The organism is Arthrobacter sp. SD76 (genome assembly GCF_049726125.1).
GTDB classification, from domain to species: domain Bacteria; phylum Actinomycetota; class Actinomycetes; order Actinomycetales; family Micrococcaceae; genus Arthrobacter; species Arthrobacter nitrophenolicus.
On the sequence record NZ_JBNBLR010000001.1, the window covers coordinates 4169953 to 4186960 of the forward strand.

Consider the following 17008-nt stretch of genomic DNA (forward strand, 5'->3'; position numbering starts at 1 on the left):
CGCATTGCCCACCGCCACGGTTGTGAGAACCATCAGCGGAGTCGCGAGCCCGGCGATGCACCGACCCGGAAGCAAAAGGGGTGACTACCCGGGCGCGAATGTAGCGTCGGAGCCCTGCTGGGTATTCCCACATTGAATGATCTATAGAAAGAGGACCATGTGAGCATCACCCGTTGCATCAGCGCCCTGCTGGCCGCGGGCTTCCTTGCCGCCGGACTGGCCGGCTGCGCTTCCGCTACCGCGGGCACAGCCCCGAGCGGCTCCACGAACGCAAGCGCCGGCGGCACCAAGGCGACTGTCGGCACCGTGACCGTTTACGCCGCCGCGTCCCTGAAGTCGACCTTCACCGAGATTGCCGCCGAGTTCGAGGCTGCGCATCCGGGCACGAAGGTCACGCTCAACTTCGCCGGATCCTCGGACCTGGTCGCCCAGATCACCCAAGGCGCCCCGGCCGACGTGTTCGCCTCCGCCGACACCAAGAACATGGCCAAGCTCTCGGACGCCCGGCTCATCGACCGAACACCAACCAACTTCGCCACGAACGTCCTGGAGATTACAGTTCCACCGACCAACCCGGCGTCGATAACTTCCTTCACGGACCTGGCGAAGCCGGGCGTTAAGGTGGTTGTCTGCGCACCGCAGGTACCTTGTGGCTCCGCCGCCGAGAAGGTGGAAAAGGTCATGGGAACAACCTTGAAGCCAGTCAGCGAGGAATCCTCAGTTGCGGATGTCCTAAGCAAGGTCATTTCCGGGGAAGCCGACGCTGGCTTGGTCTATGCCACCGACGTCAAGGCCGCAGGCGACAAAGTCAAGGGCATCGAATTCAGCGAGTCGCGCCAGGCCGTGAACACATATCCGATCGCCACTGTGGACAGCAGCAAGAACAAGGATCTGGCCAATACCTTTATCGCCATGGTCACTGGCAGCGAAGGCAAAAAGGTCCTTGCTCACGCCGGGTTCGGCACCCCGTAAAAAGCCTGGACAGCCAGCATGACGCACCGGCACAAGACCGGCTATAACGGTGTCCCGCCGTGGGTTTTCGCCATCGCAGCAGCAGGAGGGCTGTTTGTCCTGCTGCCGCTGGCCGCCATGGTGGCCAAGGTCAACTGGGGGCAGTTCATCCCGCTCGTTACGTCGGAATCCTCGCTCACGGCGCTCGGCCTTAGCCTTAGGACGTCGGCGGCCAGCACGGTGTTATGCATCGTCTTAGGGGTACCGCTGGCCCTCGTCCTGGCCCGCGCGAGATTCCCGGGTCAGCGCCTGCTGCGGGCGTTCGTTATGCTTCCCCTTGTCCTTCCCCCCGTCGTCGGCGGCATCGCATTGCTCTATACCTTTGGCCGCCAAGGCCTGCTCGGGCGGAGCCTAGAGCTGGCGGGCATCCAGATCATGTTCTCCACCACCGCCGTCGTCCTCGCCCAGACGTTTGTGGCATTGCCGTTCCTGGTGGTCAGCCTTGAGGGATCTCTGCGCACCGCTGGCGTAAAGTATGAGGCGGTCGCGGCAACGCTAGGCGCCCACCCCACAACGGTGCTGCGCCGCGTCACTATCCCGCTGGTCCTGCCCGGTCTCGCCTCCGGATCCGTGCTGTCCTTCGCGCGCTGCCTGGGCGAATTCGGCGCCACCCTCACTTTCGCCGGCAGCCTGCAGGGTGCCACCCGCACATTGCCGCTGGAAATCTATCTTCAACGCGAAACGGACGCCGATGCCGCCGTCGCGCTTTCCCTGGTGCTGGTGGCGGTGGCAGTGGCCGTCGTCGGGCTTTCCTTCCGGCAGCCCCGGACGCTGGCGGCAGAGGCGGAATCAAAATGACTCTGGATCTCAATGCCGCGCTGCACGCGCGCAACTTCGACGTCTCTTTCACACTTGAGGCCACGGAAACAGTGGCCGTGCTTGGTCCCAACGGCGCCGGCAAGTCGACGCTGCTGGGGATCATCGCCGGGCTCATCCGCCCGGACAGTGGGAATGCCGTGCTCGGACAGAAAAGGCTGTTCAAACTCGACAGGGGGACGAACCACTTCCTGCCGCCGCACACTCGGGGAACGGCACTGCTCGCCCAGGAACCGCTCCTGTTTCCGCACATGAGCGTGCTGGAGAACGTAGCCTTCGGGCCACGGGCGGCCGGTGCGAACCGGACCAATGCGCTGCAGACGGCCTGGCACTGGCTCACCGAAGTGGAAGCCGAGGAGTTTGCCGACCGGCGACCCGCCCAACTCTCCGGCGGCCAGGCGCAGCGCGTCGCCATCGCGCGTGCCCTGGCCACGGACCCGAACTGCTGCTCCTCGATGAACCCATGGCCGCCCTCGACATCCATGCCGCTCCCATGCTGCGCCGCCTTCTCAAACGGGTCCTCGCCAACCGCCGTGCCATCATCATCACGCACGATGTCCTGGACGCGCTCGTGCTCGCCGACCGGGCAACAATCATCGAAGGCGGACGGATCACGGAGGAAGGCTCCACCCGCCAGGTCCTGGAAAAACCACGCAGCAAGTTCGCCGCCGGACTGGCGGGCATGAACCTGCTCCCCGGAACCATTACCGGCCACGGGCTCACGTCCCACGGCGGACTGGACATTACTGCGCACCCCGAGGACGGTGCCGTCCCCGGCCAGAACGGCGTCGCCGTCTTTTCGCCGACGGCAGTCTCGGTCTTCCCAAGCGCCGAGCACGGCAGCCCGCGGAACTCATTCGCCGTCACCATCACAGACTTGGAACCCCACGGCGACCAGATTCGTGTGCACGCGGGCGGCCTTTCCGCGGACATCACCCCGGCGGCCTCGGTGGACCTCGGGCTCACGCCCGGGATGCGCGTCCACTTCGTCATCAAGGCCACGGCCATCGCCGTCTATCCGGCGTAGCCTACAGGACACAAAGCAGCCCGTGTTCTCCCCGCCACGACATGTCCCTTCCCCGCAAATCAAATGGGTGTAAACGCAGGGGTGGGTTCTTGGTTCATTCCTGCCGACCGACTGGCCTCCGTCGAAGTTGATATCAACGGCGTTCAGGCCACTGCCTCCAACGTTGCCCAACATTTTGAGGCAACAAACACACCAAGGAAAGACCCGGCCGGACATGGGCAATCCTGGCCCGCCTGATGCTCCGGCGCACTGGCGTCATCGCTATTGGACGCCTCAATGTACAGCTAGAGCCTGGCTGTTGGTCTTCCCGTTACAGGCAACGGTCTGCGGAAAACTGGGTAGACCACTTCAGATCAGTCCTTCGCTGGCGCTGCGGGATTGGTGGTTCGTCCGATGAGACCCCACCTGCAGGACCCAGCCATTAATCGATGATCTCTCGGCTCCAGGACCATAGGCTCCGATGTCAGGCGACGTTGATCCCGCTGTTACCACACAAGAACATATTGATGACCCGCTAACAGAGGAAGGAGGCAAGGGGCGCAGCAGGCCTCATCAGGTCACACGGCTTCAATCTGACAGTCGGCGGAAAAACTTCAGGCGTTTCCGAATCCATCTCATCACACGACGCTCTCCCCGGCTCCCTTCAGCGGGGATGTAAAAATCTGGATCTGTGCCCCCGCGAGGAAGATAGACCTCCTCCCCCGGCGCTGGGAATGACGTTGCTGTTTTCATATTCTCAGAAGTCATCCAATCCTCCTCTCGGCCCTCCTTAGGGCATCTTGATGAACCGACGTGCCACAGGGAAATTCTTGGTCTGCATTGCTTCAACCTGCGAACGCGCCCTTGACCATAACGGATCCACGGTAGCCTCAGCGTGGCTCGGCGTCTTTAGACGCGACCATCAAATTTGTACTTCTGGCAGGGCCTAGGAAACCCTTCACTTCCGGCTAGGTGCATGATAAACACCCTCGCGCCAAGCGAATAAGGCCCCCATGTGTCATGGCAAAAGCTGCGACACGCCCGCCTTGAAGTGAGCTTTATAAGAAGCCTTGCGAGTCACCTTTTTGAAGCAATTGCAACGACCGGCTCCACCCCTGCGGCAAACCGCCCTGAAACCTTTTGGGTGCATCGGCGATCAGCTGGTTCGACCAGCTAATATACAGGCGGACAGCTTCCGCTACAGGGAAAAGAAGAAGTCGATCCGATCCCCTCCGAGATGGCGGGTACTCGACCGAGCTCCCGGGTTTCCCGCTTCGGCCAATCGGGGGCCAGCACGTTGCAGTGATCGCGCTCCTTAGACGTACAAGCCTTATGCCGCAGTTGGCCGACGGTGACTGTTGGATGAGCCCTTACCTCGTACTGGCTCATTCCAAGATCAATGACCAAGACCCCATGTCGTAGCGCTGCGCGGACTGAGCTACCAGTTCGATGGCGGCGTCCTATGTTCGCCCCTTTTCGGCGACCTCGTTGACGTCACCTCGATCTTCCTGGCGACCTTGCGTCTCGTTTCGGATGTTGGGGCTGCCTGCATTCTTAGATCAGAAGCTTTGCTTTGAGGGTAAAGACCATTAGTTATAGCATCCGGCACCGTGGTTCCTTGTCGTCGCCGTGAGCCCGGAGAGCAGTCAAAACTCACCGATCTCTCTTGGATGATTCCCTTCGCGAGGGCCGTTGTCGTTAACGTCCAGCGCGCATTGGACGGCTTAAGCGAGGTGCCTAACTGAGTGACCTGAAGTCAGGCCCGCATTTAGCTTTAGTCCAAAGCCTGCGCGGAAGAGCGGAACGGTCATGTCGAACGGCACATCTTCCTATGAGGCCTCGACAGCGGCCATGGAAGACGCAAGGCCGAAGAGGACGGGTTCCCTTGGGCGGGGTGCGTCCAGTAAGTGCTTCTGTCAAACCTTATTGCTGAAGCCAAACCGACATCGGCTAACGCAACCCGGATGAATTGAATGAGACTGCCCGGGCGTTCCAATGTACAGCGCAGCGCTGGATAGCCCAAGGTTTGGGTTGCAGTCACGGTACGTGAACCTATCGAATCTCTGGACCTAAACAAGACATTTCTGGAGCGCCTGTTTTTGGACCGAGTTCGTGCTCGTCGAGAACTAATTTGTACCCTGAGCATCCTCTATAACGTCATAAAGTGCAGTCTGATGGTCTACCGATTGTAGTTCGTCCAGCCTGGTTCGTGAGGCGAGAAAGGCAGGATCCTTATGCCAGGCCTCCCAGTCCTGCCGGCTTCTCCAGGTCCCTATGATGACTCGCGTGCTGGGTTCATGAGAGGGGGCGAGCAGCTGACCGGAAATCCAGCCTTCCTTGTCGTGGGCTGATTTGAAGCGCTCTCGGATTAGGTGGTCCCATTCGTTCTCTGAGTTCGACTTGAGTTGCATAGTGCTGACAACGGTTATCATGCAATCTCCTCATACCGTGACAATTGTCTACCACTAAGGGTCTAGTCGTGTTATTGGGTTAGATGCGGGCTTATCCACGGAGCAAGAGTCAGGCAGAATGGGGTCGGTTTCGGGAGACCCGCCCGAGGGCTTCGAGATTCTCCTATTTCGTCGCCAGAACCACGGCCTCCAGCGAGCCACGGAAATCCGTTCTACCTAAGGGACCCGCCCATATGAGAGCGGGCCCCTTAGATCAGTGCAGGTGTAGAAGGAGCGGGAACGCTTTTGATGCTTCTTACTGCCGTACCGGCAATCGATTCGTCTTTCTGGAACGGACAGATACTACTAAAGCGATTAGAAAGACCACCACCGTGCCGATCATGACGTACGGTAGTGCGTTCAGGGGCGCAGGCCGCCCGGGGTTTAGGATGCCGTTGAGGTATAGCCAGAGAACCGTTGCTGAAGCCATAACTGCTCCGACGTTGACGATGAGGGACCCACTGGCCTTCGATCGGTTCAGTAGAACGGCGCCCCCGATACAGATGAGGAAGTAAGGGATCACCCAGAAATACACCAGCAAGGTTGCAATGTACCCATTGATTTCCAGGGGGCTTGCTGGAGTAAGCCAGAGAAGCAGGGCTGGCCCGATCACGGAGGGAATCCCGATGAAAGCGATCGCAGCACCCGGGCTTTTGTATCGTTTGTTGACTCTGATCAGTGCAGACGGCAGGAGGGCATCGGATGCGGCGCTGACAATTACGCGGGATCCATAGTTGAAGAACCCGATGAGGCTGGCGAAGATGGCCACCGCCAGAACGAGGTCGCTGACGTTGGCTAGGAATCCGACACCTGCTGCTTCTGCAAGTACGGCGTTCGGGGAGATGCCTAGGGCGAGTTTGTCGGCCGCATTAACGAGGGTTGGTACCTGTATCTCGGTGCCGGCCAGGTAGAAGAGACCGATGCCGACGGGGATGACTATGATCGCGCGGGGGATGTTGCGGTGGGGGTTTTTGGTTTCGGCGCCAAGAGCGGCGCTGCCCTCGAACCCGATGAAGTATGCCGAGCCGATTGCCAGACCCTGAAGAAAGCTATTGAGCGTCAAGTCGTTGAGGCTGAGCTGTCCCGCCAAGTCGACGTTTCCACTGAACGCGGTGGCTATAGTGATGACCAGCATGACGGGCAGGGAAATGATGGTGAGAATGACGCTGGATCGGACTGAAAGGTCGATGCCTCGATATGCGATGGTCATAGCTATCAATGTTGCGACCACATAGATTAACAGCTGGATTCCTGGTCCCGCCGCGTTTTGTACCCCGACCGATACTAGGAAACTTCCAAAAAAAACCCCCACTCCTACAATGAGTGACATGATCGCGACGATGTAGCCAGGGATCATCGCGGCGGCGATGACGAGAGTGCTCCATGAGCCGAACACATGGCGAATGTACGAGTAAAGCGACCCGGTTCCGATGAAGCGTCGGGCAAACACGGTAATGAACAGCCCAATGAGAGTGAATGCCGCTACCGAGGCGGCCATCGCCAGCCAAGAGGACCGCCCGGAGTACGCGGCGAGGTATGCCGGCACTTGTGCCAGACCAACAGCTGGAACAAATGAGGCTATGGAAAGGCCCATGACCTGGCGTCCTGTCAGGTGCCCTAGCTGCAGGTCGGGGTTGGCAATATCCCCCGCCCTCCCTATTTGGGGACCAACGCCCTCTCCCTGGCTTCCAGAAGAAGTAACTTGCATGGCAGTACGCCTTTCAATTAACTCGAGTGACCCTATGGACAGAATGCATGAGGTTCAATAGCAGATTGTTATTCGACCGCAAATTTGGGAAGCGTGCTTCTGTGCGTTCACCCGCTACGCGTTCTCCCGTATTGTCCTCGTTGACATAGTCAGCATTCAGGAGGAAAACCGATCCAGGCGCCTCGGTTAGGCCATCCACGGACAGTACACTCACACGACAGTTCTGTCATCGATCTACTGTCTTGCTCGTACGGCCTGACAACGGCCTCCTATTGCTCAACCTGTTGCGGAACGCCCTTTGCGGCCCTACCTGTTCTGTTCGACCTGTTAGAGCGGACGTCTGACGTCTACTCGCTACAGTGACAAAACAGAGCCGAAGTGGATTGTCTTGCTGCCTCGCCCAAATCTCAACCGAGGCTGACTCATCATCTTCCGTTCTTTCGTCAAGGCTCGCGATAGACGACAGGACGAAGTTTCCGCACTATTTGAACTGCAAATACCCTTGACAAGGGCAACCGCCCATGTATAACGGTCGGGTCGCGCGAGCCGGAATGCGAAGCCGCTTGCAATTCGGAAAAATTGATTGACATGGACGCCTGTCCATGTGTTAATGGACGATAACTCTCTCAAGGGCGAGGTCGCTGATTGTCAGCAAGATAAAGGAGTTTGACTTGGTGTCACCAAAAGTAACCACCCCACTTATTATTCAAGGTGACGTTCTTTACCCTGACGACAGCGAATTTGATGCCACCGCAAAAATCTGGGATGGTCGCCACTTGCAGCGGCCGTCTATAATTGCCCGGTGCATAAATGCGGAAGACGTTGGGACATCCATCCGATACGCCCGCGACAACCATCTAGAAATCTCCGTTCGATCCGGCGGCCACAATCCAAATGGCTATGCGACCAACGACGGCGGCATCGTCTTGGACCTCAGGCTGATGAATGCCATTCACATTGACACGTCCGCGGGTCGGGCGCGCGTAGGTGGTGGTGTGATCGCCGGCGATCTCGTCCAAGAGGCAGCCAGGCACGGACTGGCAGCTGTAACGGGCATGCATCCCAAGGTCGGGTTCTGCGGCCTCGCGCTCAATGGTGGCGTTGGCTTCCTCACTCCTTTGTATGGGCTCGCCAGTGACAACATCCTGGCAGCGACTTTGGTGACGGCAACTGGAGACCTTATTCGCTGCTCAGAGGATGAACGGCCCGAATTGTTTTGGGCAATCAGGGGTGCAGGCCCCAACTTTGGCGTCGTGACAGAGGTCGAGGTCGCTCTCCACGAGCTGCCCAGGCAGATGCTTGCCGGGTTCATGACGTGGGAGCCGGCTGTCGATGAACTCGCCGGACTCTTGGCGTCCATCCTCGATGCGCTCAACGCAATGGCGGATCATCTTTACCCGAGCGTTTTCGTCAGCCTGGATGAAGACAGGGCACCTGCCATCACAGTCTGCGTGGGGCACCTCGGAAACCACGATGTCGCCAAACAGGACATGGAACGGCTTCGTGGCCTAGGTGTATTGACCACGGACGTTAGGAACGCCCGGCGTGGATAGGTGACAAGAAGAAGACCTCCAAGTGGAGTGGGGCTTGTCTAAGAGTCCGATCCACAAGGAGGTCTTCAATGTCCCATGCTAACGCGCTTCTGACGCCGAAGGGACGGCTCCGGCTGGCCCGGTGTGTGGTCGAGGACGGGTGGTCCCTCCGCAGGGCGGCTGAACGTTTTCAGGTATCTGTTACGACAGCTGCGCGGTGGGCGGCCCGTTATCGGGCTCTTGGTGAGGCCGGGATGGCGGACCGTTCCAGCAGGCCGGTCAGGTGCCCGCGGCGGACCTCCAAGCGGCGGGAGCGGCGGATCATCGCGATCAGGGTCAACCGCCGGTGGGGCCCGGCACGGATCGGCTATCTGCTGGGCATCCATCCCTCCACCGTGCACCGGGTGCTGTCCCGATTTGGGCTGGCGAGGCTGTCGTGGCTGGACCGGGCCACGGGTCGGGTGATTCGCCGCTACGAGCACCACAGCCCCGGGGACCTGGTCCACGTCGACATCAAGAAACTAGGACGGATCCCTGACGGCGGCGGACACCGCAGCGTCGGCAGGGCCGTCGGAAACCGGAACAAGACCGGTACCGCGGCGAACAGGAGACCGGGCCACGCTTTCTTGCACAACGCCGTCGATGATTATTCCCGGCTCGCCTACACGGAGATCCTGACCGATGAGAAAAAGGCCACTGCCGCCGGATTTTGGCAGCGCGCCAACGCCTACTTCAAGTCCCACGGGATCACCGTCAAACGGGTCCTGACCGATAACGGCTCGTGCTACCGCTCCTACGCATTCAAAGACGCCTTGGGCCCGGGCATCAAGCACAAACGCACCCGTCCCTACAGGCCTCAGACCAACGGCAAAGTCGAGCGCTACAACCGCACCTTGCTTGACGAATGGGCCTACGCCCGTCCTTACCGATCAGAGGCCGAGCGTGTTGCCGCTTTCGGGGACTGGCTCCATCATTACAATCATCATCGAGGCCACACCTCACTCAAAGGTCAGCCACCGGCCAGCCGCGTCACCAACCTCTCAGGTCAATACACCTAGGCCGGCCGGTCTCCGACTCGATTGTCGTCCGCTCCTATGACGAAGTAGTCATGCTCAATGCCGAGGTGGGTAGTTTCGAGGACGGCATGTCAAATCTTTGGATCGACCGGGAGATCGCGGTGTCGAACAAGCGTTTCGCTGAAGCGGTTGCGGCGAATCTCGACAAGTTCATCAGCGAGCCCTCAAATGGAAGTTCCGTGAAGCTGGAGATCGAGGGGATCCCCTTCGCAAACCCGAAGGGGACGCCAGCCCGGCATCGCGATGCGATGGGCGTGTTGGCCGTCGCGGAATGGAACGGGACGAGCCACGGAGGTGCTAAATACCCCGAGAGGGCACGAGAGCTGGACGCCGCACTGCTTCGCGCAGGAGCTACGACTTCTAAATTCGGCCTCCTGAATAACAACTCAGAGGTCACACCAGAGATGGTCGCGGAGGTTTATACCCCCGAAGTTTACCGCCGGCTTGCGGCAGTCAAACGCGAATACGATCCTGAGAACCGCTTTCATCGCAACTACAACATAGCTCCCGAAAGATCCTAACCCTCCAAGGGCCCTGCACTAAAGCCCAGGAGGCTCTGACTGATTACGAAGAAGTTGGAGCTACCCATCGCTATCCCAGGCGCCACCCAACAGGAAGGAGCATGGAGAGCCGGGCCCAGCATGGCACCGTTGCATCTCTGCTGCCTCGTCCAATTGGGGGACGCGCAGCAGATCCGGTTCTACTGCGGCCGACGGCCGGCGCCTTCCGTACGGGTGAGGCAGGTAAGCCCTCCCTCCGTGTGGGCGCATGCACTTGGGCTTGCAAGGAAAAGTATCCTCTCTACATACAGAGATAATACTTATGCCCCGGGTCCTCCTAGCTTTGACTGAGCGGAAAGGTCTGCGAGCCCCAACTACACATCCCTATTAGCGGCTTGCTTACCGTGGTTCGGCAGCGTTCTAAGACCACCAAAGCAGTCGGATGGCAAGAAGCTATGGTGAAGGTGGAAGCACCGAGAGCATATTGCCTTGCCTCTTGCTGCCCGCCTATTCCGCTAAGAAGGATGAGTCTGCAGGAGGCAGAGCATCCAGATATGGTGGAAGGCCGTTATAGACCTACCTTATCGAGGTATGCATCTACGAGGTTGTCGCAGAGGTCCTTGTGACGCGGGTCGGATGGATCGGCAAAGTACTGGAGACTGCATCCGTCCATGATTACAATCAGTGCCCTGGCAAGATTTCGTGCAGAAATAGTCTGGTCCTGATTCCCCCGCTTTGCGGCGGCAATCAGCAATTTGGAAATTTCTTTTTCATAGTCACTGTAAACACTGCGGGATAAGTCACCGTGATGCGGGTTACGCTTCGCCCACATCCCGATTTCAAATTGGGCCAGGACGTTCAACTCGTCTGAGACCATCTGGGCCCAAAACAAGTCCATGACGCGATGCGCGATACCTCTTAAGTCCTCCGAGCCGTCGACTACGTGCGGGATGGCACGGACCAGTTGCTGAAGCAGCTCCGCCGCAGCTGCCTGCATGAGCTCATCTTTGTTCGTGAAGCAAACATGCACAGCTGCTAGAGAAGCATTCGCTTCCCCGGCTATCGTTCTTAGGCTGGCATTTTCGACTCCATCACGCTTGATGACCCGAATGGCCGCGTCGATGAGCTGTTCGCGACGATCTACCGTGGAAATACGCAACTTGTCTCCTCGCCCCCTAGACTCAGGTTCTACTCTAAATGCCGTAGAGGCCCCGCGCGGAGCCACCCGGTTGGACCGTGCTGGTTTCGCCCCACCAACAGCGCGGGTTCAACTGATTACAGTGCATGCGGCATTCAGAGCAACCTGTGCTTCTTGCCATCGGCCGTATAACTTGAAGCGGAGGCGGTGAGGCGCTGTTTGAACTGGGACATGGCATCTTTGCATAAATATCCAGCCCCTTAGGTTTGTCTGGATTGCGGAGCGGCCTACCACTGCGCGGCGTGGCCGTCGCAGCTCTGGGGATGGGCTAGCGTTGGGCCGCTGTCTGATGCCTCCACCGGCAGCACCGTTGCTGTGCGACCAGTAGCGAGGAGCTTTTCGGCCGAATCTGGCGCAGAAAAGCCGCCTAAGTACACCCCAAACTGACGTCAGATTGACGTGGAAAACGCGTCAGAATAGGGTCCAGTCAGCACTTCCCGGACACTGCCGAAGCCGGGTCCTAGACCCATACCTGACAGAAGCACGCAGGCGCGAAGCTCCTGCCGCCGCTGCATCCCACGGGCACCACGCACGCAAAGACAAGCATCCTTCCCAAAATGTCCCACCCCGCCCCTAGACTTTTGGCCATGGACAACAACGGGAAAGAAACCATCGGCAGCCCGACCCCCGAGCCGGATGCAGGCCTGAACCGCGATCCCGAGGACTGGGTGACCGGGGACGAGCCCATGACTGCGGCACAGCGCAGCTACCTGGACACGCTCGCCCGGGAGGCGGGGAAGAACTGCCCGCGGACCTCAGCAAGGCCGAGGCGTCCAAGCACATCGACCGTCTGCAGCAGCGCAGCGGGAGGGTGTCAGGGGACGGGAACGACGCCGGCGACTAAGCACCGGCGCAATAAAAAGAGAAGGGCCTACCAGGCCTGGTGTTCCCGCGTGAGGCCGAAGGGAACGGACTCGCTCAGCGAAATCGTGAACTTGTCGGCCGCGTGCCGCGTGACCAGGATTCCGTGGCGCCGATCAGCAAGGGCACGTGCCTTGGCAGCGGAGACGGCAGCGTCGAGTTCGCTGTCCATGCTTTGGCGGTCGGCGACAGTCAGGGTCAGGGGAAAGTTCATGGTGAAGCCTTTGTTGAATATTGGGGATAGGGGCAGGGCAACCGCCTGCGCTCCCCAAGGCTGCAGACGACGAAAGGCACATAAAAGGCCTTCGGATCATGATGCCTGATCATAGGAGCGCCAACAACTGGAGAAAAATAACCGCCGGTCAGAGCGGATAGCGTTTTCCCGCGAGGCATGATTACGGCGCCCAATGCGCGGTCAACTAAAGTTGGATCCGGGGCGGAGGCTGATTCCCAGCCGGCTCCAACGCCACAGACACCGCCACGCGGCAGAACCAAGCACCAGCGCAACACCACACGTGTGCCACAACTGACAAGGATCCCGCCATTTCCACCGACGCTTTCTTCGGCAAACTGACCAGGATCCGCAACGTCATCCTCCCCGCACCGGCCATGGAAAAGCTGAACACCGGCCGCGGACTGCTGGGCGGGTTCATCGTGGTCCACCTTGTCTTCCTCATCTTCGCCGCCTCGCTCTCCCTCCGCGGCGAGGCGTTCAGTGACACCTTCATCTACCGCGACTGGGCCATGGCCGGGTTCGACGACGCCAACCTCTCCGGCGGCCCCAGCCCCTGGGTCTACCCCATCCTGGCGCTCATCCCCATGGCCATCGCAGGCATCGCCGGGCCGGGGCCTTTTTTCTTCCTCTGGGTCCTGATGACCACCCTCTTCAACGGCTGGGCGCTCCTCAAGCTCACCGGACGCGGCCGGCACCCTGAGGCAATACCCGCCGGCTGGTGGTGGCTGGTGTTCACGTTCCTCATGGGCTGGCTGGGATTCGCCCGCGTGGACGGCCTAACCGCCCCGCTGGTCCTGGTGGCTCTGGCCTACGGCGTCAACCGGCCGTTCATCGCGTCCGTCCTCCTGGCCATCGGCACGTGGGTGAAGGTCTGGCCGGCGGCCATCATGCTGGCCCTCTTCGCGGTCGTTAAGAACCGGATCCTGGTGGTCCTGGCAGGACTTGCGACGACGGCGGGCGTCGTTGCTCTGGCAGCGGCAGTGGGCAGCGTCCCCAAGCTGCTGAACTTCCTCACCCAGCAGGGCGACCGCGGCATGCAGCTCGAGGCCACCTTCACCACGCCCTGGCTCTGGCTCTCCGTCCTGAACGTCGGTGATTCCCGGATGTACATGAACACCGCCATCAACTCCATGCAGGTGGACGGTCCGGGCACCGCCCTCATGTCCGTCCTCATGCAACCGCTCCTGATCCTGGCCGCGCTGCTCGTGGCCGGCATGACCTTCTGGGCCCTCCATAATGGCAAGATCAGTGGCGGTGTGGACCGCACCGAACTGCTCCTCGCGGGCGCCCTCACCCTCGCCACCGCGTTCGTTGTCTTCAACAAAGTGGGCTCACCGCAGTTCATGGTCTGGCTCGCCCCCGCCGTCGCCGTCGGCCTGGCCCACAGCTGGCGCGACTGGCGCGTCCCGGCCGCCATGCTGATCGTCATCGCCGTGGCCACGTACTTCATCTACCCGCTGTTCTACGACGCGCTCAGCCACAACAACCCGTGGATGGCCCTGGTGCTCACCATCCGCAACGTCCTCCTGGTGGTCCTGTTCCTCTGGAGCGTCCGGCGCCTGTACCTGCTGGGCAAGAAGGCCCCGGCCGCCGCCCCCGCGCTCAAGGAGTCCTGAGATTTCCACGAGGTTTTTCGACCGCCTGGTGGCGGTCCGCAGCAAAGTCCTCCCTGCCAAGGTGGTGGACTGGTTCGCCCGCCCGTCCAGCGTGTGGTGGGGCTTCGCCGTCGTCCATCTCTACTTCCTGGGCTGGATGGCGTCCTTCTTCCTGCACGGCGACACCTTCAGCGACACAGAGCAGTACCGCCAGTGGGCCATGGACGGCTACAACCCCGCGGACCTGGACGGAAAGATCAGCCCGTGGGTCTACCCGGTGCTGGCGCAGATCCCCATCTTCCTCGCCAACATCGCCGGGCCAAGCCTCTACCTGCTCACCTGGTTCCTGATCATCACGGCGCTCAACGCCGTCGGGCTCGTCTACCTGACCCGCGGCCCCCGGAGCACCAAAGGCATTGCCCCGGCCTGGTGGTGGCTGTTCTTCACCGTTTTCATGGGCTACCTCAGCTTCGCCCGGGTGGAAGGCATCACCGCACCCATCGTGCTGATCGCACTGCTCTACGCATCGGAGCGGCCCGTGGTGGCCGGCGTCCTGCTCAGCATTGCCACCTGGATCAAGGTCTGGCCCGCCGCGGTGCTGGCGCCGATCGTGATCGCCAGCCACAAGCGGATCCAGGTGGTCCTGGCGGGCGTTGCCGTGACCGCCGTCGTCACCATGGGCACGTGGCTGTCCGGCGGCCTGCCGCACATCCTGGACTTCCTCCTCAACCAGGGCGAGCGCGGCATGCAGCTCGAAGCCACCTTCTCCACACCGTGGGTGTGGCTGAGCGTGTTGAACATTGCCGGGTCGAAGATGGCGGACAACACCGCCATCAACTCCACCGAGGTCTACGGTCCGGGTGCCGCCACCGCCGCGGTCCTGATGCAGCCGCTGCTCATCCTCGCCGCCGTCGGAGCGGCCATCCTGCTGGTCCGTGCCATGAAACGGGGGGCCGAACGCGAGGAACTGTTCCTTGAAGGCTCCCTGATGATGGTCACCGCGTTCATCGTGTTCAACAAGGTGGGTTCGCCGCAGTTCATCATCTGGCTGGCGCCGGTGATCATTGCCGGGTTGACCCACGACTGGGACCGCTGGAAAGTCCCGGCCGCGCTGCTGATGGGCATCGCGATGACCACCTTCGTGATCTACCCGCTGTTCTACACCCCGCTGATCCATGCCCATCCGATCATGGCGGCCATCCTTACCACCCGCAACGTCCTGCTGGTGGTGCTGCTCTGGTGGTCGGTGCAGCGGACGGCGGAACTTGGCCGGAAATCCACCGCGCCGGTTCCCGCCGCGAACGCTTAGGGGTCAGCGGGAGAAGGGGGTCAGCGGCTGACGGCCCGTTCCCGCTGCGCCAGCAGCCACTGCCAGCCGCGCCGGGCGAGGTCCCAGGGCTTGCCCTGGATCAGCAGCTTGCGGGTGTGCACGTCAAGGAACAGCAGGTAGAACGTGAAGGCGAGCGCGGTGAAGAACGCCAGGGTGGACGCATCGATGGGAAGCTCCACGAACGACCATACGGACAGCTGGTCCTGCGCGCCGAACACCACGAAGAACGTGACGCCCACGTACAGGGACCGGATCTGCCAGTCGTCGCGGATCCCCGTGACGGCCAGGAACGGCAGGAACCACAGGATGTACCAGGGCTGGATGATGGGTGAGAGCATCACGACGGCGGTGAACGCCAGGGCCATCCGGCGCACCGCCCGCGAGTAGTCGCCGCGGAACATCAGCAGCAGGACCAGCGCAATGGCGCCCCACTTCATCCCGGTCCTCAGCCACGTGGCGAGCGTGCCGCCCGGGAGCCCCAGCGCGTTGGCGAGCATTTCCACCTGCTGGCCCAGGAAGCCGGACGGCGAATAGCCCGTGTACCCGGGGGTGGGGTCCATGATGGCCCAGGTCCAGCCGATGCCCAGGTTGTAGGGGATGCCGCTGAGGAGCAGCACACCGAAGCTGAGGCCCGCCGTCGCGCCCCACATCAGGAACTTGCGCGGCCAGGAAGCGGACGGGCCCGCCCACATCACGCCAAGGAACGGCAGCAGCAGGACGGTGATGGGCTTGATCCCGATCGACGCGGTGACCAGGAGGATCCCCACGATGTAGCGGCGGGTGGCAGCAAAGTAGACGCCGGCCACGGCCAGGCCCACCATCAGGGCATCGTTGTGGGCGCTGGCGATGAAGCTGATGAGGAACAGCGGGTTGGCCACGGCGATCCAGAGTGCCCGCGCGCCGTTGATGCCGTGCAGCTCCGCCAGCTTGGGCACGTAGATAACGCAGAGCAGCACCCCGACGCCGGCCAGCAGGCGGAAGAGGAGGACGGAGACGTCCGGCTGCGCGCCGGTCAGCCCCACCACCCCGCGCGCCAGCCACAGGAAATACGGCCCGTAGGGGGTCCGGTTCTCCGCCCAGGCGGGGTCGGCGCCGAGGGCGAACCAGTTGCTGAGCGTGGAGATGCCCACCTCGTAGGGGTTCTGGCCCTCCTGCACCAGCCGCCCCTGGCCGGTGTAGGCATAGACGTCGCGGGAAAAGACGGGCACGCAGAACAGCAGCGGCAGGGACCAGGCGGAGACGGCAATCACCACCGACCGCAGGGACGACTTCCCCACTCGGCCAGGCGCTGTCCCAGCCGCAGCCAGGACCGCATCAGCACCATGGCGCCAACGGTGAGCAGGACGGTGGAGACTGTGACGCCCAGCCCTCGGTGCGGAGCGCGATGACCACGGGCTGGCGGATCATGGGCGAGCCATTGGCGATCCAGCCGGTTCCGATGGAACCGGCGAACATCATGAGGGCGCCGACGAACCCTTCGATGATTGCCAGGTAGGCGCGTCCGGTCGCCGGCGCGGAGGCCTTGACCGGCGCTGCCGGCTGGCTCTCCGACGTCCCAGATGTGACCCGCCTGCCGTCATGATTGTGTCTGGTCCCCTACTTCGTTACGGCGCTGGTTGGACCAGCTGAAAGGCCGCCCTGCAACCCGGCCATTTTATCAGCAGGCTTTCCTGCCTCCCCGGGACCAGGC

11 protein-coding genes and 3 pseudogenes are annotated in these 17008 nt (G+C 61.3%); 9 read left to right on the forward strand and 5 right to left on the reverse strand.

The features are described from left to right. Positions 1 to 159 precede the first annotated feature (159 nt). The 3 genes and pseudogenes from modA to ACPEE0_RS20195 all read left to right on the forward strand — a co-directional run bounded on the left by modA (position 160) and on the right by ACPEE0_RS20195 (position 2854). The gene (gene modA / locus ACPEE0_RS20185; protein WP_407710300.1) at positions 160 to 972 is read left to right on the forward strand and encodes a molybdate ABC transporter substrate-binding protein; all 813 of its coding nucleotides are present in this window, start codon (positions 160 to 162) and stop codon (positions 970 to 972) included. A gap of 18 nt (positions 973 to 990) precedes the next feature. Then, positions 991 to 1809: an ABC transporter permease gene (locus ACPEE0_RS20190; protein ID WP_354176538.1), complete on the forward strand. Its 819-nt coding sequence runs from the start codon at positions 991 to 993 to the stop codon at positions 1807 to 1809. After that, a pseudogene (locus ACPEE0_RS20195) lies at positions 1806 to 2854 on the forward strand (sulfate/molybdate ABC transporter ATP-binding protein). Before ACPEE0_RS20190 ends, ACPEE0_RS20195 begins: the two are co-directional and overlap by 4 nt. Positions 2855 to 4959: 2105 nt before the next feature. Here ACPEE0_RS20195 and ACPEE0_RS20200 read toward each other — a convergent pair. Both ACPEE0_RS20200 and ACPEE0_RS20205 read right to left on the reverse strand, forming a co-directional pair. Then, on the reverse strand, positions 4960 to 5265 hold the full coding sequence (locus tag ACPEE0_RS20200; protein WP_009358055.1) for an antibiotic biosynthesis monooxygenase family protein: 306 nt from the start codon (positions 5263 to 5265) through the stop codon (positions 4960 to 4962). A 274-nt stretch (positions 5266 to 5539) separates the two neighbouring features. Continuing rightward, positions 5540 to 6877: an APC family permease gene (locus ACPEE0_RS20205; protein ID WP_424575170.1), complete on the reverse strand. Its 1338-nt coding sequence runs from the start codon at positions 6875 to 6877 to the stop codon at positions 5540 to 5542. 788 nt (positions 6878 to 7665) lie between these two features. Here ACPEE0_RS20205 and ACPEE0_RS20210 point away from each other — a divergent pair. From ACPEE0_RS20210 to ACPEE0_RS20220, 3 genes are all read left to right on the forward strand, one after another. After that, entirely contained in the window at positions 7666 to 8544 is an 879-nt protein-coding gene (locus tag ACPEE0_RS20210) for an FAD-binding oxidoreductase (RefSeq protein ID WP_424575321.1), read from the forward strand. A gap of 68 nt (positions 8545 to 8612) precedes the next feature. Next, positions 8613 to 9581, forward strand: coding sequence for an IS481 family transposase (locus ACPEE0_RS20215; protein WP_424575171.1), 969 nt, complete (start codon positions 8613 to 8615; stop codon positions 9579 to 9581). A 50-nt stretch (positions 9582 to 9631) separates the two neighbouring features. Further along, positions 9632 to 10120 (forward strand): BBE domain-containing protein, encoded by a 489-nt coding sequence (locus ACPEE0_RS20220; protein WP_424575172.1) that lies wholly within the window; start codon positions 9632 to 9634, stop codon positions 10118 to 10120. Between the two features lie 547 nt (positions 10121 to 10667). On the opposite strand, the gene ACPEE0_RS20225 is transcribed toward ACPEE0_RS20220, so the two are convergent. Further along, positions 10668 to 11258 (reverse strand): TetR/AcrR family transcriptional regulator, encoded by a 591-nt coding sequence (locus tag ACPEE0_RS20225; RefSeq protein WP_235046871.1) that lies wholly within the window; start codon positions 11256 to 11258, stop codon positions 10668 to 10670. Between the two features lie 626 nt (positions 11259 to 11884). Between ACPEE0_RS20225 and ACPEE0_RS20230 the strand changes: the two are divergent. After that, positions 11885 to 12141 (forward strand): annotated as a pseudogene (locus tag ACPEE0_RS20230) (DUF3072 domain-containing protein). 27 nt (positions 12142 to 12168) lie between these two features. On the opposite strand, the gene ACPEE0_RS20235 reads toward ACPEE0_RS20230, so the two are convergent. Continuing rightward, a complete protein-coding gene (locus ACPEE0_RS20235) occupies positions 12169 to 12372 on the reverse strand; it encodes a hypothetical protein (protein ID WP_009358059.1) in 204 nt (67 codons plus the stop codon). A 395-nt stretch (positions 12373 to 12767) separates the two neighbouring features. Here ACPEE0_RS20235 and ACPEE0_RS20240 point away from each other — a divergent pair, with 395 nt between their 5' ends. Next, positions 12768 to 14009 (forward strand): glycosyltransferase 87 family protein, encoded by a 1242-nt coding sequence (locus ACPEE0_RS20240; RefSeq protein WP_407710298.1) that lies wholly within the window; start codon positions 12768 to 12770, stop codon positions 14007 to 14009. Positions 14010 to 14037: 28 nt separating this feature from the next. Next, the gene (locus tag ACPEE0_RS20245; protein WP_407710297.1) at positions 14038 to 15297 is read left to right on the forward strand and encodes a glycosyltransferase 87 family protein; all 1260 of its coding nucleotides are present in this window, start codon (positions 14038 to 14040) and stop codon (positions 15295 to 15297) included. A gap of 20 nt (positions 15298 to 15317) precedes the next feature. Here the strand turns inward: ACPEE0_RS20245 and mptB are convergent. Then, a pseudogene (gene mptB / locus ACPEE0_RS20250) lies at positions 15318 to 16898 on the reverse strand (polyprenol phosphomannose-dependent alpha 1,6 mannosyltransferase MptB). Between the last annotated feature and the right edge of the window lie 110 nt (positions 16899 to 17008).